Annotated in this window: 17 protein-coding genes; 3 read left to right on the plus strand and 14 right to left on the minus strand. The window is 54.7% G+C overall.

Translation table 11 applies throughout. The annotated features are described in order from the left end of the window. Window positions 1–66: 66 nt before the first annotated feature. The 3 genes from Pla52o_RS27530 to efp form a co-directional block, all read right to left on the minus strand. On the minus strand, window positions 67–252 hold the full coding sequence (locus Pla52o_RS27530) for a hypothetical protein (RefSeq protein ID WP_146596738.1): 186 nt from the start codon (window positions 250–252) through the stop codon (window positions 67–69). After that, entirely contained in the window at window positions 227–1,576 is a 1,350-nt protein-coding gene (mgtE, locus tag Pla52o_RS21745; protein WP_146596739.1) for a magnesium transporter, read from the minus strand. Before mgtE ends, Pla52o_RS27530 begins: the two co-directional genes overlap by 26 nt. A gap of 404 nt (window positions 1,577–1,980) precedes the next feature. After that, window positions 1,981–2,550 carry an elongation factor P gene (gene efp, locus Pla52o_RS21750; protein WP_146596740.1) on the minus strand — a complete coding sequence of 190 codons (570 nt, stop codon included), beginning with the start codon at window positions 2,548–2,550 and terminating at the stop codon, window positions 1,981–1,983. A 72-nt stretch (window positions 2,551–2,622) separates the two neighbouring features. Between efp and epmB the strand changes: the two genes are divergently transcribed. Continuing rightward, window positions 2,623–3,741 carry an EF-P beta-lysylation protein EpmB gene (epmB, locus tag Pla52o_RS21755; protein WP_146596741.1) on the plus strand — a complete coding sequence of 373 codons (1,119 nt, stop codon included), beginning with the start codon at window positions 2,623–2,625 and terminating at the stop codon, window positions 3,739–3,741. A 110-nt stretch (window positions 3,742–3,851) separates the two neighbouring features. Beyond that, window positions 3,852–5,483, plus strand: a complete 1,632-nt coding sequence (locus tag Pla52o_RS21760) for an ABC transporter permease (protein ID WP_146596742.1) — start codon at window positions 3,852–3,854, stop codon at window positions 5,481–5,483. Between the two features lie 208 nt (window positions 5,484–5,691). Here the strand turns inward: Pla52o_RS21760 and Pla52o_RS21765 are convergent, their stop codons facing one another. The 3 genes from Pla52o_RS21765 to Pla52o_RS21775 all read right to left on the minus strand — a co-directional run bounded on the left by Pla52o_RS21765 (window position 5,692) and on the right by Pla52o_RS21775 (window position 8,482). Continuing rightward, window positions 5,692–6,069: a hypothetical protein gene (locus Pla52o_RS21765; protein ID WP_146596743.1), complete on the minus strand. Its 378-nt coding sequence runs from the start codon at window positions 6,067–6,069 to the stop codon at window positions 5,692–5,694. 110 nt (window positions 6,070–6,179) lie between these two features. Continuing rightward, window positions 6,180–7,184 carry a peptidylprolyl isomerase gene (locus Pla52o_RS21770; protein ID WP_146596744.1) on the minus strand — a complete coding sequence of 335 codons (1,005 nt, stop codon included), beginning with the start codon at window positions 7,182–7,184 and terminating at the stop codon, window positions 6,180–6,182. Beyond that, on the minus strand, window positions 7,181–8,482 hold the full coding sequence (locus Pla52o_RS21775) for a hypothetical protein (protein WP_231612545.1): 1,302 nt from the start codon (window positions 8,480–8,482) through the stop codon (window positions 7,181–7,183). Before Pla52o_RS21775 ends, Pla52o_RS21770 begins: the two co-directional genes overlap by 4 nt. Before the next feature lie 117 nt (window positions 8,483–8,599). On the opposite strand from Pla52o_RS21775, the gene Pla52o_RS21780 reads away from it, so the two are divergent. Then, window positions 8,600–9,688: a DUF1570 domain-containing protein gene (locus Pla52o_RS21780; protein WP_146596745.1), complete on the plus strand. Its 1,089-nt coding sequence runs from the start codon at window positions 8,600–8,602 to the stop codon at window positions 9,686–9,688. A 5-nt stretch (window positions 9,689–9,693) separates the two neighbouring features. On the opposite strand, the gene corA is transcribed toward Pla52o_RS21780, so the two are convergent. From corA to groL (Pla52o_RS21820), 8 genes are all read right to left on the minus strand, one after another. Further along, window positions 9,694–10,809 (minus strand): magnesium/cobalt transporter CorA, encoded by a 1,116-nt coding sequence (gene corA, locus Pla52o_RS21785; RefSeq protein ID WP_146596746.1) that lies wholly within the window; start codon window positions 10,807–10,809, stop codon window positions 9,694–9,696. A gap of 267 nt (window positions 10,810–11,076) precedes the next feature. After that, entirely contained in the window at window positions 11,077–11,643 is a 567-nt protein-coding gene (locus tag Pla52o_RS21790; RefSeq protein ID WP_146596747.1) for an isochorismatase family protein, read from the minus strand. A 2-nt stretch (window positions 11,644–11,645) separates the two neighbouring features. Then, entirely contained in the window at window positions 11,646–11,942 is a 297-nt protein-coding gene (locus tag Pla52o_RS21795) for an FmdB family zinc ribbon protein (RefSeq protein ID WP_146596748.1), read from the minus strand. A gap of 81 nt (window positions 11,943–12,023) precedes the next feature. Further along, window positions 12,024–12,584, minus strand: coding sequence for a nucleotide exchange factor GrpE (locus tag Pla52o_RS21800; protein WP_146596749.1), 561 nt, complete (start codon window positions 12,582–12,584; stop codon window positions 12,024–12,026). Window positions 12,585–12,592: 8 nt separating this feature from the next. Then, entirely contained in the window at window positions 12,593–13,741 is a 1,149-nt protein-coding gene (gene dnaJ, locus Pla52o_RS21805; protein ID WP_146596750.1) for a molecular chaperone DnaJ, read from the minus strand. 193 nt (window positions 13,742–13,934) lie between these two features. Next, on the minus strand, window positions 13,935–15,554 hold the full coding sequence (groL, locus tag Pla52o_RS21810) for a chaperonin GroEL (protein ID WP_146596751.1): 1,620 nt from the start codon (window positions 15,552–15,554) through the stop codon (window positions 13,935–13,937). A gap of 145 nt (window positions 15,555–15,699) precedes the next feature. Continuing rightward, the gene (gene groES, locus Pla52o_RS21815) at window positions 15,700–15,996 is read right to left on the minus strand and encodes a co-chaperone GroES (RefSeq protein WP_146596752.1); all 297 of its coding nucleotides are present in this window, start codon (window positions 15,994–15,996) and stop codon (window positions 15,700–15,702) included. 166 nt (window positions 15,997–16,162) lie between these two features. Next, the gene (groL, locus tag Pla52o_RS21820) at window positions 16,163–17,875 is read right to left on the minus strand and encodes a chaperonin GroEL (RefSeq protein ID WP_146596753.1); all 1,713 of its coding nucleotides are present in this window, start codon (window positions 17,873–17,875) and stop codon (window positions 16,163–16,165) included. Between the last annotated feature and the right edge of the window lie 452 nt (window positions 17,876–18,327).

Consider the following 18,327-nt stretch of genomic DNA (forward strand, 5'->3'; position numbering starts at 1 on the left):
CATATGAGACCTAGCAGGACAGCGGGGAAGGGATCGATTGGGTCGGTAAGGCGGCTTCATTGTATTTCACCAGCGAGGACGTAACCACCATTGCCAATGGGACAACGCCGGAATCGCCATCGCGGAGGAGAAAAACGCATTGACGAAGGTAAAACCGTACCGACAAAGGCTGCGAGTGAATGCAGCATCGAGACTCCGCTCGACGTCACCACGCTTTGCCGCCGCCTTAACCGAGCAACATCCGTCCGACATTGATGTAGATGACAATCCCCAAAATGTCGACGATCCCCGCCACAAACGGATTGCTCATCAACGCGGGATCGAGACCGGCACGTTTGAACGCAATCGGCAAGGAGGCGCCGCACATGCATCCGCAGACAATGACGGCTAACAAGGTGATGGGGATCACCAGAGCGTCATGAAACGAGGGGGCGACCATGACCGCGACGCAAAATCCAATGGTCGCCAAAAATCCGCCCAACACCAACGACACAATACTCTCGCGAACCAAGACACGGCGCCAGTCGCGGAATTTCACCTGCCCACTCGTCATCGCGGTGATCACGAGCGTGGCCGATTGGCTGCCGGAATTTCCTCCCGCACTAATGATCAACGGAATGAACCACACCAACCAAACAAATTGCTTTAGTTCTTCTTCATAATGCCGCAGTGCAAATGCGGTGAGCAACGCAGCGAAAAACAAAATCGTCAACCAAATCCCGCGTTTCCAGGACAAGGTCAGCAACCGGATCCGGAGAAAGTCATCCTCCAACGGCGCCACCGCAGCGATTCGCTGGGCATCCTCGGTCAATTCTTCGCGCACGACGTCAATCACATCATCGTGCGTGATGATCCCTAGCAACCTTCGACTGGCGTCAACCACTGGAATCGCCAACAGGTTAAATCGCTCCACTTTCTGGGCCACCGATTCCTGGTCCTCGCTGACCAAGGCGACGACCACATCCGTTTCCATCATCTCCCCCAGCGTCAGTTCGGGGTGCGCCAGCGAGGAAACCAATTGTCGCGTCGAGACGATCCCGCGAAGCGAATCATCCTCGTCAACGACGTACAAGTAATAGATCGTTTCGAGCTGGCTTGCCTGTCGTCCCAGTTCATCCAGCGCTTGACGCACCGTTAGCTTTTGGCCGAGTTTGGCGACCTCGGTCGTCATCAAACCGCCCGCCGTCTCCTCTTGGTAAGAGCGGAGACGTTGGATGTTGCGACGATCTTTGACTGGCAACAAGGGCAGAATCTCTCGGACTCGCTCGTCCGACAACTCTTGGATTAAGTCGACACGATCATCGGCTGGAATCTCTTCAACGAGCGCGGCGACCTGCGACGGTTCGTGGTCGCTGAGCATCGCCACTTGGCGTTCTTCATTGAAGTAGCCAAAGATTTCCGAGCGCCGCGAAGCCTCGGCAAACTGCAGGACTTCCCAAGCCTCTTCGTTGGAAAGCCCCTCCATGAACTCCGCCGTACGCCCGGGGTTCAGGGTCGTGCAAAACTCTTCGAGTTCGGCTCGATTTTTCTCGGCCAACATTTCGCGTAATTCAGGCAGGAAGAGCGTGTTGACCATGGCATTAAAGAGAAAAAACGCACACCGGCGTTCATTTCATAGGCAGTAAGAATGCGGAGAAGAATGAAAATGACGGAATGAAATGTCGCCCTCCAATGGTGCAAAGATGACCATGCCCTGCGGGGCGTTTGCATCGGGCGACGCGTCGGGGACGCTAATGTCAGGCGTTTGTACCGTTACAGGCTCCGTTCCCAGTCAAACGCAGGAGAACGAGCCCGAAAGTGCCATGGGGTCTCGAATCGGCTAAAACCGATCCGAACCACTCCAACACCGCTGTAAACAGGGAGGCAAGAATGATTGGGTGAAATCCCAATAGCCGCTTGGGCGTTAGCCCCGGTTAAACCACTTGAACCGTGGCTAACGTCAAAACGGCTAATCTCCCGAAAGACTCCTGCCTACCTGCTCTAGTTGCTGACCCGCTCGACGTACTCGCCCGATCGGGAATCGATCTTGATCACGTTGCCGATTTTGATAAAGCCAGGAACGTTAAATTCCGCGCCCGTTTCCACGGTTGCCGGCTTGGTCACATTCGTGGCGGTATCACCCTTGGCTCCGGGCACGCAATCGGTGACTTCCAATTCGACATGATTGGGCGGTTCGACGGTAATCGCGTTACCGTTGTACAACGTCATCGAACAACTCATGCCATCTTTCAAATACTTCCAGATGTCACCGGCAACTTCGCTGCTAACTTCATATTGCTCAAACGATTCGTTATGCATGAAGACGAACTCGTCACCTTGGCGATACAAAAATTGAACCTCGGTCGTTTCGACATCAGCCGATTCAAGCGAGTCTCCCCCTTTGTAGGTCCGTTCCAAGGTGGTTTGGCGGATCAAATTTTTCATCCTACATTTGTAGAACGCGTTGCCTTTTCCTGGTTTGACGAACATCATTTCGGTCATGATGTATGGTTCGCCATCAATTTGGACCTTAAGTCCTTTGCGGAAGTCGCTTGTGTTATAAGTAGCCATAGACGATGGTTCCGTCTTTACGAGTCAGAGTATTAGTATTACGAATAATGGGGTGACAACCCCAGAAATTACATGATCCAGAAAACGTCCCCCGGCGAGCCGGACGATGGGCAAGTGGCCGACCCTCTCGGGCAACCGGACACGATTCTAACGACATCGCGGGTTCTTGTCCTGCCCGGTTCCCACGATGATTTCCCGATCTCCTCCACCACCTCTGCAGAGGTCCCTGTAGACTGGCAAACCGCGATGCGCAAGGCGATTCGCTCGGGGAAAGAACTGCTCGAACGGCTACAGTTGCCGGCGAGCTCGTTTCCCGGGAATTTGGAATCGTTTCCCACCTTTGTCCCGCTGGAGTTTTTACAGCGGATGACCCCCGGCGACCTCGCCGACCCGCTGCTGCGTCAAGTGCTACCGGTCAGCGAAGAATTGGCCTCCGTCCCTGATTTCGTCGCCGATCCTGTAGGCGATTTGGATGCTTTGGCCGCCGGAGGGCTGATTCACAAATACGAGGGACGCGCGTTGTTGATCGTCTCGGGAGCTTGTGGAGTCCATTGCCGATACTGTTTCCGCCGTGAATTCCCGTATAGCGAGGCGGGTTCGCGACGCGAAAACTGGGATCCCGCAATCCAATACATTCAATCGCACCGCGACATCGAAGAGGTGATCCTCAGCGGCGGCGATCCTTTGACCCTAACCGACGCGCCGCTGTTCGATCTGATCGACCGACTCGATGCGATTGATCATGTCCGCCGCATCCGGTTTCATACCCGCATGCCCATCGTGATTCCGCAACGGGTCACGCCGGCGATCTGTAAACGACTACAAAAAACGCGTGCGACGGTCTGGTTCGTCGTCCACGCCAACCATGCAAATGAGTTAGACTCCGCAGTCATGGACCGCTTGGAGATGTTGGTGGATGCGGGAATCCCCGTTTTGAATCAAGCTGTCCTGCTGCGTGGAGTGAACGACGACGAGCAAACACTAGTCGATTTGTTCATGAAGCTCGTCAACCATCGCGTCCAACCTTATTACTTGCATCAACTCGATCGGGTCCGAGGCACCCAACATTTCGAAGTTCCGGTCGAGCGAGGACTCGAACTGATCGCGAACATCCGCACTCGGTTACCCGGATACGCCGTGCCGACGTACGTCACCGAACAAGCTGGCCAGCCTGCGAAAACACCACTGTAAGTGGTTGCGATAAACTTGGTTTCCAGTGCTGCGGTTGTTCACTTGAACGACTTGGCAACGCGTTGCTTTCCGGCCTGCCGCAGAACCTGCATTCCTCGAATGATTAGCGTATGTACGTTTTTGAAAACCCCGTTCTTCAACGCGAGCTACTCGGAAATCTGCGTACCCACCGTGCATTCTTGCTGCTTGGACTTTACCAATTATTGCTCGCCGCCGTCGTCCTGATGGCGTGGCCTTCGGAACAACGCCTCGATTTGACCCGCAATCCGCCTTCGGCAACAAAGCTGGTCAACCTGTTCTTTCTTGGCCAATATGTGATCGCTTCGTTGATGGCCCCCAGTTTCGCGGCCGGCACCATCACCGGCGAAAAGGAGCGTCGCACCTACGAAATGCTACTCGCCAGTCCGCTGCGACCGGGCGCAATCGTGTTTGGCAAAATGGTCGCGAGTTTGACGCACCTGGGCATGCTGATCTTCGCGTCGCTACCCATCATTGTGTTGTGTCTACCGCTCGGTGGGGTCAGTGTTTACGAAGTCCTTGCCGCATACCTCGGGCTCATCGTTTCAGTCATTTTGTTCGGCGCGATCGGCGTCTTTTGCAGCAGCTATTTTTCGCGAACAAGCAGCTCGTTGGTTGTCAGCTATTTGTTCATTCTGCCGTTGGTGATCGGAGCGATTTTGTTTTGGCAATCGCTCGAGGGGCAAGGCGAGTTGCGTTTGAAATTAGCGGTGTTGGTCATCCCCGCATTTGCACTTTCGGCAGTGATCCTGATGTGCTCGGCGGCCGCCGGACGGATGCTCTATCCGCCCGATGTGGGCAGCGAAGGCAAAGAGGTGATTGACCTCGAGCGTGAAGCCGAGGAAGCGGTGGGGCTTGTCATTCAGCCTGACCAGTTCCCGGACCGCTTGTTCGCTCCGCCCAAAAAATCTGAGTTGATGGCCGATGGGGCGAACCCGGTTTATGACAAAGAAATCCACAGCGAGATTTTTAGTCAGGGAACGTTGATGCTGAGGTTGGTGATTCAAATCAGCATGTTGTTAGCGATCCCGATGATGGGCGCGTTCCTATTCTATCAGGATGAAAAGATTGCCTGGTTTACCGTCTATGTGATCGTCTTCAATATGCTGGTTGGCCCCGTATTCTTGGCCGGTTCGATGACCAGTGAACGTGAGCGACAAACCCTCGACTTGCTGTTAACGACCACATTGACACCCAGTCAAATTTTGTGGGGCAAATTCATCGTGGGCTTCCGCATCTCTGCGGTCCTGACATGCTTTTTACTCTGGCCGCTGCTGCTTGGCGGACTGCTGAACTATAGCTATTGGAGCAATTGGTCCAGTGTTCTGGGGATGTTCGCGATCGTGTTAATGGTTTGCTTGGTGAACGCCACGATCGCCCAATTGTGCTCGCTATACTCTCGCAAAACGTCGATCGCGTTGATGTCGACCTACATCATGCTGTTGCTGTTGTATGTCGGTCCGCCCACGATCGTCTCGTTATTGTCGATCCTTGATTTCCCCGCCGCATCGATTGCCAGCGCCGAGTGGCTCGGCGTCACAAGTCCCTTCTCCGCCGCCTTTTCATTGCCACTCGATGCCAATCTGGTTGAAAATGACGAGCCCGCCAATATCGGAAATCGACAAGTCGTGGCCGGCTACTTTCTGTTTAGCGTCATGTTATTGGTGTTCTCGACGTTCGCGATGGTCGCCCGTTTGCATTCGCGACAAGGATTGTCCGAATAGGCGTGGCAGCCGCCTTTAATTTCTTAATCGTAATCCTAATCTTCACTGGTTGGTTACGGTCCAGCGGGGCTTGCACAGACGGGATTAAGATTAAGAGTGGGATTAAGCGTAGGAGTTGCTTGTTCAAGGGGTAGTGTCGCCAGACGGTGGACCGCGTTTGTGCGAACGCAACTACGGCGTGAATCCCCCATCATTTTTTAAAATGCGTCTAGGCATCTTGGCGTGAGACGAGATAGCTGTGGTCACCGCGAGTGACATAGATGGCGTCTTCGTTCAACCGCACGCACATCGCCACCAAGAACTCGATCAAGCGATCAAACTCCGCTTCATAGTTGAACGAGACTTCAAACCGTTCCATCACATCGTGCACCATCTCGTCGTGTCCGTCGATCCAATAGCCTTTGACCGGCGTTGGTGTTTGAGTGTAGGCGCGATATCGCTGCATCAAAAAGCGATGGATCGCCGAGCGTGCCGTCTCGGTGTCGTGATAGAACCGCGGATCATCCAATTTGTGCGACGGAATATAAAAGACCGTCATCTTGCCCAAGGAATGTAAATGAGGAACCGGATGATTGGGCTGAGTCATGGATCAACAATGATTTTTGTAAAAAAGTAACGACACCCTGTACTGACAAGAATGCCCCGTCCTGGGGAAGGCCACAACGCACGAAAACGTCAGGCAAGGGTAATTTCCATTTATTCCTCGTGGTCCACCGCACCGGAATCGAGCGACGGCCGACTGCCTTCGGGAGGTTGTAACGCTTCGATAAACCAATCGACTTTTGCCTGCGATTGACTTTGCACCAACTTCTCCAAAAGAGCTTTCGTCGCATCACGACGCAGCGGAGCAATGTCCGAGAGCGTTTCAAAGGCGATCGGCATTTCTTCAAATCGATGCACAAAGACCACATGCATTCCCAACGGACTTTGCACGGGGTCACTGACCGCCCCGGTTTCCGTGTTACGGACGACTTGCATTACACTCGCGGGCAAATCGCCCTCCTTTGTCACCCAACCCAGCCTCCCTCCGTCGCCTGCGGACACCGAATTGCTGTGGTCTCGCGCCGCGGCCGCGAACGCTAGTCCGACATCGCTGGCATCGCGGATCCCTTTTACAAGGTCGCTCAGTCGATGGCGGATTGAGTCGACCTGATCAGGATCCGACGAATCGGCAGCCACAAAAATCTGAGACACTTCCCAGCGACCGCCGCCGTAATGCGACTTTCGATTCTCAAAAAAACGTCGCAAATTCGCTTCGGTTAATCGGCTCTTCACAAAGTGTCCCCAGGAGACCTTGAAATCGAGATCATCGCGAACCGATTTTTCGGTCGAGTAACGTTCCTTTGCATATTGATGCAGATCACTACCACGCCGCTTCAGCTCGCGCTGCAGTGACTCCATTTGACGATCCACTAGTAACGTGAGTGCGTCGCCGCCTTGGTCATGCAACGACCTCAGTGCTAAATGTCGTCGCACCAACAACGACGCAGTCGCCTGTTGCACGCGAACATCAATCCGGTTGAATTGATTCACGCCAAAGCGTTCGATGAGCACCAAGTTCAATTCGCCAAGAAAGATGGGTTGTCCATCAATTGCGGCAAACGGATCTTCGGGCTTCCATTTTTCTTCGCCAAACGAGTCCGCCGAGAACAGGACTTTCAGCAACAAAAAAACGCACCCCCATCGCTTTAGTTGGATCATGGCAACAGGATATCCTGAAGGACGAAGGAGACTTCATTCGGCACGACCGAGGTGGGTGACTCGTAAATCAAGGTGGAATCGATAACGGCATCGCCGAGATCAAAAAAGTAACCGATCCCAACTCCATTGGCGGCTTGCCGGTAAACTTCGTAGCCGAGGTGATCGGCGCGAGAACCGTCGGGGCGTTTGACATACGCACTATTTTCAAAAATCCATTGTCGATGGCTCTCAAGTGAGCGTCCAGCATCATCGAGGGTGATCGCGACACGGATTTCGTGCAGCGGTCCGTTCTTTCGCAATTCCTCGACTTGCACCTCCATGGCATCGAGTTTCTTTTTGTTGCCAACCTCGCTCAAGGCCAACTCAAAGACTTGGCGTTTGCCGGGCAACAGCGCCTTGATGACTCCGGAAAGCGACTCGACTTTCTCCGGTTGCCCGGCGGGTAATTGCATGGGCAAATAGAACTCACTAAAGGAAATCTCGCTGTTGGTTGCGATATCGATCGTCTCGCCTGTTTCTTGTGGCTTGAGCGCGGCGCCGTCGTCGAGTGTCCCCCGTAGTTGAGCGATCGGAATACTTAAACCGATCGGCGTCATCCGTGGCTCCCAACTGATTTCCATACTGAGATTCAGAGCACTCAGTTTCGGATGATTCAAAACGCGACGTGAATTGACCGACGTGGGTTCGATTCGATAGACACCGGCGTAGGCCGCTGAGTCGACCCGAGATGGCCGATCAGACTCACGCGTGACAATTTGCAAACTCTCGCGTTCCCCCCCGTAAAAGTTGACATCCAAATTGGCTTGATCCAAGATCAAATCCACGGCATGCCAAAACGACAATGGAGTTGCCACCGCTTGAATCGGTACCGACGTGTCACCGTGATATTCAAATTCCACGCCGCTATCGCGGCTGATCGCTTCGAATGCCTCGCCGACCGTTTTTACTCCGTCCAAGCGAATCACCACCGCCGAGGGCTGAGTCTCCGCTTTGGTGCGCAGCGAAAGCAATGTTTTCCGCACGCGTGTGAGTCGTTCCGAAGCTTCGATCGACATCCCCGGCTTACGCTCAGGTAGCAACGGAAGCACCTCAGGGCCCGCTTGAATCAGCGAGTTTTCCGCCGCTTTGCGTTTCGCCAAACTCGATGCGTCAAGCTCGTCGACCCATTGGAGCACATCGGATTTGAGCTCCGCAGCGGGATCCTGACTTCGCACGACCGCGGCCAACGCGACCATAAAAATCGTCGCCACACTCAAACGAAGCAGAATCGGCAAAATTGGCTTAATCATCATTTCCATCACCGTTGACCTAACGAAGGTTCCTCACCGACACAGACGTTTGTGGGCATCCCTCCGATTCTAACCTACCTTTGCAGTGAACGCTCACCCTCCTTCTGCACCGATGGAATTGAATCGATGGCCTCCAAGCGAATTCGCTTTTGCCTCCTAACATTGCTGGCGTTGTTCGTGATTGTCGGCGGAAACAAGGCGACGGGGCAAGTCAGTGGATTGATTGAATTTTCCGCTGCGGGACGACTTCAGCGAGGGATTCCCCTGGTTTCATTAGCCCAAGAAATCGTGGTGATGGGGCGGGATGGATGGTTGCATTCGATCGACCCGACCCAACCCGAAACGCAACTAAAATCGCTCGATGGCGATTATCAGCCACTCTCGGCAGTCGAACTGCGCAGCCAATTGCGTGCGGAGTTTGGCAGCGACTTTGAAGTCGTCGCAACCCAAAACTTTCTGGTCGTCCAACCTAAAAACCGGGGCGATCGATGGGCAAAATTGTTCGAGCAATCCCATCGTGGCTTTGTCGCTTACATGAGCAAGCGTGGCGTGCACGTTCGCCAAGGCCGGTTTCCCATGGTCGCCATCGTGTTCCCCGACTCAAACGCGATGTACGACGAGTTTAAAAAGCAAAAAATTGATGTCTCACGCGTTGCCGGAATCTATTCCAACAACAGCAATCGAGTGATGACCCACGACAGTGGACACTTCTCGTTGGTCGCCGCAACCGTCCGTCACGAAGCCGCCCATCAATCGGCCTTTAACACCGGCGTCCACAGCCGCTTGAACAATACGCCGAAGTGGATCACCGAAGGGATTGGGCAACTTTTCGAGCCGCAAGCCACCACCAACATGCACACGACCGCCCAGCGTCGTGAGCGTGTCAACCGAGAGAGTCTCGACATCCTGCGATCGTCCTACCCCCGCGAAAAGGACGCTGAATTTAACCAGGCCATCTTTGACATGATCTCAGGGGACGAGATGTTTGCCGACGAACCACAGGTCCAAAACGCCTATTCGGTCGCCTGGGCGATGATGTTCTATCTCGCCGAGCGGCAACCGCGTGAATTCGCTAAGATCCTCAATCACACCGCGACACGTCGACCGTTCACAACCTACGGGCGCAACGAGCGACGGGACGACTTTGAAGCCGTGATCGGAATGGACGCGGCAGAATTCAGTAAACGAGTCCGTCGTTTTCTTGACTCGCTCTAAGTCGATTAACGTCGCAACCAACCGCGGCGATAAAAAACCCACAACATTCCGCAAGCCATCGATCCCATCATCGCAAGCGCCATCGGATACCCCCATTGCCAACGAGTTTCGGGCATATTCCATTCCGATCGGCTGCTGTCGAAATTCATTCCATAAACCCCAGCGACAAACGACATGGGGATAAAAATCGTCGAGATCAAAGTCAACAAACGCATCACATCATTGGTTCGTTGACTCAAACTCGTGAAATACAAGTCTCGCAAATCGGTAACGACTTCACGAAACGACTCGGTCACCTCCAGAATATGAGCGGCATGATCCGAGCAATCGCGAAAAAACAAACGCGTGTCCTCGCTAAACCGACTGTCCGATTCCTTAATCAAACGTTGAATGGTTTCACGGTGTCCGTAGGCGATTTTCCGCAGATACGTCAGCTCTCGCTTGGCATCACGAATTTGCACCTGTTCAATCGGCCCCGGTGAGTCCGTGACGTCATCTTCGAGTTTCTCCAGCGTGCGACCGTACTCTTCGAGTAGCGGAAAAAAGGCATCCAGAAGCGCGTCGACCAAGCAGTACAACAAATAGTCGGCTGGATTATGGCGAACTCGTCCAAGCGACTGACGAATGCGTCGACGCACCGGCTCGAACGAATCACCAGGATGCTCTTGGAACGAAATCAAGGTGTTGCCACAAAGCACCAACGACACCTGTTCCAAGTGCAACGGGATTTGCTGATCCGTCATTCTCAAAATCACCACCAACCGATCTTGGATTGTGTCGACCTTGGGACGTTGGTGGGTGTGGACGATATCCTCAAGCAACAGCGGGTGAATACCAAAACGCTCTCCGATCATCTCGATCATCCGATGGTCCGCCAATCCGACGACGTTGATCCACTGGGTGCCTGTGGAGACGTCCGCGAGTGAGCGAACATCGACCGATTCACTCTCACGCAATGACTCGGCATCGAAATAAATGCGTTCGACGTGAGTGGGGGTGGCCGTTTTGCTAGAACGTATTTTTCCCGGAACCGCACCGACACGCGTCCGCCGCTGAAACGGTTGGAAGAAATGCTTGCGGAAATGAAGACGCCGCGGCTGATGTTGCTGAGATTCGTCCACGGAACCCTACCTCAAATGGGCATACGGTATTTCGTCACTGACCTTCACTTTAGCGGCCACCCCGAGACAACGCGAAGCTCTTTGTGAAATGCCGCTAAAAACGGCCACACGCCTTGAGACTCGCGTGGGCGATGGGCGGCAGGGCCCCAGAAATAGCACAGCCCAGAATAGCACAGCCCAGAAATAGCAGCACAGCCCCAGAGATAGCACGGCCGCAGGTTGGCAACGGCGCCGCAGCAACTTGGTCGCCAACCACCCGCGTCGCATCTAGCGTCGCTTTTTCACTAATTGGCTAATCGCTTTGAATTGCGGATGCTCCGAGGTTCCGAGCCATTCGAAGAGCACCGATTCCACCGTCGTGATCGTCGCTCCGGCCGCCTGCATTCGCTGCATCGCGATTTCATGATCGCGTCCATGACGCGACGCCACCGCTTCGGCAACGACGAACGGAGCAAAGCCTTCGGCGATCAAATCCAACACGGTTTGCAACACACAAACATGCGTCTCGACCCCGGTGATGACAATTTGATCGCGAGCTTGCTTGCTCCAGTCTTCAATCGCAGCACGGCAAACCGTCGCGCTAAAGTCACGTTTTTCCTCGACGAAATCACAAACATCACCCAACGGGTGGACCAAACCGCCAAGACCTTGCGGGTACTGGAGCGTCGCTGCGTGCGGCACTTCGACGAGCGCCGCCGCCTCGATCAAACGCATGGTTTGTTCCACCACGGCATTACCCGAGGGAATCACAGGCAGCAATTTTTCTTGCAGATCGATGACCCACAACGCACTGCGATCCGAGCAAAGTCGTCGCGATGATTTAACGTGTGGCATGCCTAGGAATCGCTTTTGGACTTCTTCGGTTTGCTGGCCTTGGATTCCGTTTTGCTTGAAGCACTCGCATCGCTCGCTGGTTTCTTATCGGCCTTGGCAGCCTTTTTGTAACCGTCGCTGCGATAGTCCGTTTGATAGAATCCGCTGCCTTTGAACATGATCGCCGCTCCCGCTCCGAACAAACGCTTCAGTTTGTTCTTTTTGCATTCCGGGCACTTCTTCACAATGGGATCGTTGATCCCTTGAAAGAGCTCCATCGCGTGGCCGCAGGCGTCACATTCATAATCGTAAGTTGGCATGGGAATCGTTGCCCTTAATGATTGACCAAATTGGAACGTTAAAACAGAAGTGGGAAGCAGGGGATCGCAAGGCCGAGCAAGTTAGTTCGCAGGCCCTGTGCTAACGATGACTTGACTTGCGCGGATAACACGGTCGTGCATTTGGAAACCGCTGACCGCGACATGGGCGATGGTACCGGCCGCATGTTCGTCGCTGGGGATCTGTGAAATGGCTTCGTGAAAATTGGGATCGAACTGCTCGCCCTGAGCGGGAATCTCACGAACGCTATATTTGACAAGCGTATCGTCGAGTTGCTTTGCCACGATCGCGACCCCTTCACGTAGTCCGGCGGAATCACTTGAAGAATCGGCCGCTTCAATCGCACGGTGCAAATTGTCGCGTACTTGCAAAAGGTCATTGACCAACGGAACCGACGCGAAACGCAACTGGTCTTCGAAGTCACGCCGCATTCGTTTACGAAAGTTCTCGGCTTCGGCTTGCGCCATCAACACCCGTTTTTCCGCCGATTCAGACGACGCCCGCAGTCGCTCCATTTCTTCGTCACGACTTTCCGGGAGATCCCCCGTTTCTTCTTCGTGCACGGCATCCATCGCGTCGATCTCATCCATTTCTTGCTGTGACTTCTTTTCTTCTTCGTTCATCTTTCACTTCATGATTCTTGGGGTTGGGCGTCAGGATCAAAAAAGGTCCTGAGTTTATCGAGGAACGATTTCCGGTGCGGTAGCACCGATTCATGTTCGAGTTGAGCCAATTCGCGAAGCAATTTCTCTTGCTCGCCAGAAAGCTTTTTGGGCACTTCGATCATCACTTGGATTAATAAATCCCCCGCGCGTCCACCGCGTGGGTCCATGATGCCTTTGCCACGGAGCGTAAACACATCGCCGTTTTGGGTCCCCGCATCGACTCGAAGCGACTCGGGGCCCACCAAGGTAGGCACTTCGATTTCGGCGCCCAAGGCCGCTTGCGTGTACGAGATCGGCAACTGCAGAATCAAGTGGATGCCATCGCGTTTGAACAACGCATGAGGTAACACGGAAATGAAACAATAGCAGTCACCGGGAGGCCCGCCGTCGGGGCTCGCCTCACCCTCATTCTGCAAACGGACTCGCATACCGTCGTCGACCCCGGCAGGGATCTCGACCGTCAATTCCGCTTTTTCGTTTTGCAGTCCTGCCCCGCGGCAATCGCCACAAGGTTGACTGATTTGTTGTCCGGTGCCATGGCAATGGGGACAAGCGGTTTGCACTCGCAGAATCCCAGCCGATTGGATCACTTGCCCACGGCCACCACAGGTACCACAGGGTTCCGGCTGGCTGCCCGGTGCGGCACCGCTGCCTTCGCAGGTGACACAGCGAATGCGTCGCCGAAAGGAGATGTCCTTGCTGACACCGCGGGCGGCTTCTTCCAAGGTCAACGTCACGTTGCAACGAATATCAGCGCCTCGCCGCGAACGTCGCCGACCTCCACCGCCTCCGCGTGATCCGAACAGATCACCAAACATACCGCCGCCAAACAAATCTCCGAATGCTTCGAAGATATCTTCGACATCGTGAGATTGGTGCGCCATCCCATCGACCCCGGCATGGCCATAGCGGTCGTAGCGTTCCCGCTTGGCTTGGTCGCTGAGAATTTCGTAGGCCTCGGAGGCCTCTTTGAACTTCTCGACAGCATCTTCGTCATTCTTATTGCTGTCGGGATGGAACTTGATCGCGAGCTTGCGATACGCTCGATCGAGTTCCTGTTTCGCCGCATCGCGTCCCACTCCTAGGACGGTGTAATAATCACGTTTTTCAGCCATAACCACGGCAACAATATCCAGAACAAAAAAATCAGAAGAGCAAAACAGCGAGACTCGCTAACAATCCGGCCGCAATCCTATCCGGCCCCTCATACCAAAGCGGGTCGCACGCCAATCTGGCGACGACCCGATTCAGTATGGCATTCCTGGGTGCGGCACGATGATCTACAACGATCGCCGCCCCCTTGATCGACTAAGAAACAACGCCTTCGACAGGTCGTTTTTCCTTATCTTCGGTATCGAAGTTGGTGACCATGGCTTCGGTCGTCAACATCAAACCGGCGATGCTGCCCGCGTTTGTCAACGCGGTGCGTGCGACCTTCACAGGGTCAATCACGCCCGCCTTCAACATGTCGCAGTACTGACCGGTGTTGGCATCGTAGCCGATCGTCGGCCCTTTTTGCAGCACTTCGTCAACCACCACGCTGCCGTCGATGCCGCCGTTATCAGCGATTTGACGCATCGGAGCATCCAACGCTTGCAAAATAATGCCAACGCCGATCTTCTCGTCGCCCCGAGCTTTCTTCTGCGCCGCTTCGACCGCTTCGCGACAACGCACCAAGGCAACGCCACCGCCGGGAAGAATACCTTCTTCGACTGCGGCACGCGTGGCATGCAGTGCGTCTTCCAAACGAGCCTTGGTTTGCTTCATCTCGGCTTCGGTTTCGGCACCCACACTGATGACCGCCACACCGCCGGCGAGCTTCGCCAAACGCTCTTGGTATTTTTCCTTGTCGTACTCGCTATCGGTTTGCTCGATTTGAGCGCGGATCTGGGCCACTCGCTTGTCGATGTCGGCACGCTTTCCGCTGCCTTCGACAATCGTGGTGTTGCCCTTGTCGACGTTGACCTTCTTGGCGCGACCGAGTTGCTCCAACGTCACATTTTCGAGTTGGATCCCCAAGTCTTCGCTGATCAACGTTCCGCCCGTCAACGTGGCGATATCGCCAAGCATGGCCTTGCGGCGATCGCCAAAGCCAGGAGCCTTGACGGCACACACATTCAACGTGCCACGCAACTTGTTGACCACCAACAACGTTAACGCTTCCGCATCCACGTCTTCGGCAATGATCAACAAAGGTTGACCGGTCTGAGCCGTCTTTTCCAACAACGGAACCAGATCGCGAATGTTGCTGATCTTCTTCTCGTAAAGCAGAACGAGGGCGTCTTCAAGAACCGCCTCCATCGTGCTTGGATCGTTGATGAAGTAGGGGGAGATGTAGCCCTTGTCGAACTGCATCCCATCGACGTAATTGACTTCGGTCTCGCGGCTCTTGCCTTCTTCGACCGTGATCACGCCGTCCTTGCCCACTCGCTCCAACGCATCGGCCAACAAGTTACCGATCACTTTGTCATTGTTGGCGCTGATCGCTCCAACGTTCGCGATTTGCTCTTTGTTCTTGACCGGTTGGCCCATCGCGATCAATTGCTCGGACGCCGCTTGAACCCCCTTGTCGATTCCACGACGAATCGCCGCTGGATTGCTACCGGCAACGATGTTGCGGAGCCCTTCTTTGAAGATCGCACGAGCCAAAACGGTGGCGGTGGTCGTACCGTCGCCGGCGAGGTCGCTGGTCTTTTGAGCGACCTCGATGACCAACTTGGCTCCCATGTTCTCGAAACGATCTTCGAGTTCAATTTCTTTAGCGACCGTGACACCGTCTTTGGTTACGGTGGGTCCGCCAAACGACTTGTCGATGATCACATTGCGACCGGTCGGTCCCATCGTTACGGCGACCGCATTGGCCAACTTGTCGACGCCCGCCAACATGCGAGCCCGCGCGTGGTCGTCAAATAGCAGTTGTTTTGCCACGAGTGAATTCCTGTAATGAATATTGCTGTTGTTCGTTCTATTGATTCAGCGGCGGTGACACACACGCCGCCGAGCTATTTCGCCAACCCCCTTACCGCAAAGCAAACCTGCTCTGCGGGAGTGCGAAAATCGAAAGCGCTGTAAACTACAGAACCTTGGCCAAGATATCGCTCTCACGAAGGATCTTCATTTCGCGGCCATCGACTTCGATGTTGCTTCCGCCGTACTTGCCGTAAATCACCACGTCGCCCACGGTGACACTTAGCTCACCACGGTTTCCGCTATCCAACATCTTGCCAGGCCCGACAGCGACCACGGTGCCACGCTGTGGTTTTTCGCGAGCCGAATCGGGGAGCACGATACCGCCCGCGGTGGTTTCTTCCGCTTCGACAGGCTCAACAACAATGCGATCATCCAACGGACGTAGGTTCATTTTTGCCATAGTATTTTTCTTATCTGTATTGAGAGTTGTGTTTAAAAAGGATTCGTTCAAATGGGCCGCAGAACGAGGGTTCTGCGGACGGAAAAAGCGTGCCTCGCGGGAGGGATCGTCTCCGAAACGATGACGTCACGAAAGACGATCCCAATCTCGATGCGAGGCGAGTGCATTACATCATGCCGCCCATGCCACCCATGCCGCCCATGCCGCCCATGCCTGGCATGCCGCCGCCCATTCCACCCATGCCACCCATGCCGTGATCATGGCCATGGTCGCCACCGGCTTCCTCTTCTTCGGAAGGAATTTCGGTGACAAGCGATTCGGTCGTCAACAATAGCGACGCGACGCTCGCTGCATTGGTGAGCGAGGTACGAACCACCTTGGCAGGGTCCACGATTCCAGCGGCGACGAGATCACAATAGGTCTCGGCGTTCGCATCGTAACCGTCATGCTTGCCCTTCATCTGCAAGACACGATTGACCACGACGGCGCCATCGAGCCCCGCGTTGTTCGCAATCGCGCGAAGCGGTTGATCGAGGATATTACGAATGATTCGGACGCCGAGCTTCTGGTCGCCTTCGGTTTCCTTCTCCAATTTCTCAACCACACTGCGGCAACGCAGTAGGGCGGTTCCCCCACCGGGAACGATTCCTTCTTCGAGTGCCGCTTGGGTCGCAGCGCGAGCGTCGTCCAAAAGAGCCTTGCGCTCTTTCATTTCCGTTTCCGTGGCAGCCCCGACGGTGATCTGGGCAACACCACCGGCCAACTTCGCCAAACGCTCTTGCAACTTCTCGCGATCGTAATCGCTGTCGGTGTTGCTGATTTCGCGGCGGATTTGCTCGACACGTCCCTCGATATCGGCCTTCTTTCCCGCACCGCCAACCATGGTGGTCGCTTCGCTGGTGATGGTGATCTTCTTGGCGCGGCCCAAGTCGCTGAGCTTGACGCTTTCCAAATCGATGCCGAGATCCTTGAAGATCGCCTTGCCACCGGTCAACACGGCAATGTCGCCGAGAATCGCTTTGCGACGATCGCCGTACCCCGGTGCCTTGACAGCACAAACAGTCAAGATGCCACGCATTTTGTTGACAACCAAGGTCGCAAGCGCTTCGCCTTCGATGTCTTCGGCGATGATCAACAATGGCTTCTTCGCCTTGCTAACCGCTTCGAGCAACGGAATCATCTTCTTGTTCGCACTGATCTTCTCTTCGAAGAGCAACACGTAGCAATCTTCGAGTTCGACCGAAACTTCGTCTTGGTTGGTAACGAAGTGAGGCGACAGGAATCCGCGATCGAACTGCATCCCTTCGACCACGTCGACGGTGGTTTCGTTCGTACGGCCTTCTTCGACCGTGATCACACCATTCTTACCCACCTTGGTGAACGCATCGGCGAGCACGTTGCCGATTTCGGGATCGTTGTTTCCAGCGATCGTTGCGACTTGCTTGATGTCGCTCTTGCTCTTTTCGTCAATGGGCTTGGCAAGCTTACCGATTTGAGCAACCACGGCGTCCACCCCCTTGGCGATCCCACGCGAAAGCGCCATTGGATCCGCCCCCATGGCGACCATTTTCAGGCCTTCACGGAAGATTGCTTCGGCCAAAACCGTTGCCGTAGTCGTACCGTCGCCGGCGACGTCGTTCGTCTTGCTAGCGGCTTCTTTGACGAGTTGAGCACCAAGGTTCTCAAACGGATCGTCTAATTCGATGTCTTCAGCAACCGTCACACCATCTTTGGTGACTTTCGGGGAGCCCCAGCCTTTATCCAACACGGCATTGCGACCGCGAGGTCCCAAGGTGCTGCGGACGGCTCGCGCCAATTTGCTGACACCGGCCAACAATGGCCCGCGTGCATCGTCGTCGAAAACGATTTGCTTTGCCACGACGTTTTTCTCCTGTGGTTTCGTCTAATGAATGCTGCCGCTTGGCACTCACCCCAAAAGCAGGGGTACAGAGCCGAACAACAACAAAGTAAAGGGATGTGATCAAAAATGTGTGTCTGCCGGAAAAGGCAGCCGAACCCGTACATTTCCGGGTGGCACGCGCTCTCGCGGGTGAAACGTAAGTCTGCAACGGTGGCAGCAGCCAACCGGTTGGCCTCCCTGGAGAGCAACCCGTGTGCCACGAACACAAAAAGATCCCTAAGTCCAATCCAACAAAGGATTTAAAAAACAAAGCCCGCCTCGCACCCCAATTCCCAATCAAAACGCAATGTCAGGTTGGCAGAACTTCGTCTCGATCACCTCCGCCACCATCACGCCCCACTAATCACAAAAGCCACCGCCCCCCTTTTGGCCCTCCGCGTGAGAGACCTCCAGTCGCGAGCCGCGCTCCC

This window comes from Novipirellula galeiformis (assembly GCF_007860095.1).
Classification (GTDB): Bacteria; Planctomycetota; Planctomycetia; order Pirellulales; family Pirellulaceae; genus Novipirellula; species Novipirellula galeiformis.

Coding starts and splice junctions, on each gene's coding strand:
- Pla52o_RS27530 (WP_146596738.1), bottom strand. CDS start 252: ATGTCGGACGGATGTTGCTCGGTTAAGGCGGCGGCAAAGCGTGGTGAC.
- mgtE (WP_146596739.1), bottom strand. CDS start 1,576: ATGGTCAACACGCTCTTCCTGCCTGAATTACGCGAAATGTTGGCCGAG.
- efp (WP_146596740.1), bottom strand. CDS start 2,550: ATGGCTACTTATAACACAAGCGACTTCCGCAAAGGACTTAAGGTCCAA.
- epmB (WP_146596741.1), top strand. CDS start 2,623: ATGATCCAGAAAACGTCCCCCGGCGAGCCGGACGATGGGCAAGTGGCC.
- Pla52o_RS21760 (WP_146596742.1), top strand. CDS start 3,852: ATGTACGTTTTTGAAAACCCCGTTCTTCAACGCGAGCTACTCGGAAAT.
- Pla52o_RS21765 (WP_146596743.1), bottom strand. CDS start 6,069: ATGACTCAGCCCAATCATCCGGTTCCTCATTTACATTCCTTGGGCAAG.
- Pla52o_RS21770 (WP_146596744.1), bottom strand. CDS start 7,184: ATGATCCAACTAAAGCGATGGGGGTGCGTTTTTTTGTTGCTGAAAGTC.
- Pla52o_RS21775 (WP_231612545.1), bottom strand. CDS start 8,482: ATGGAAATGATGATTAAGCCAATTTTGCCGATTCTGCTTCGTTTGAGT.
- Pla52o_RS21780 (WP_146596745.1), top strand. CDS start 8,600: ATGGCCTCCAAGCGAATTCGCTTTTGCCTCCTAACATTGCTGGCGTTG.
- Pla52o_RS21790 (WP_146596747.1), bottom strand. CDS start 11,643: ATGCCACACGTTAAATCATCGCGACGACTTTGCTCGGATCGCAGTGCG.
- Pla52o_RS21795 (WP_146596748.1), bottom strand. CDS start 11,942: ATGCCAACTTACGATTATGAATGTGACGCCTGCGGCCACGCGATGGAG.
- Pla52o_RS21800 (WP_146596749.1), bottom strand. CDS start 12,584: ATGAACGAAGAAGAAAAGAAGTCACAGCAAGAAATGGATGAGATCGAC.
- dnaJ (WP_146596750.1), bottom strand. CDS start 13,741: ATGGCTGAAAAACGTGATTATTACACCGTCCTAGGAGTGGGACGCGAT.
- groES (WP_146596752.1), bottom strand. CDS start 15,996: ATGGCAAAAATGAACCTACGTCCGTTGGATGATCGCATTGTTGTTGAG.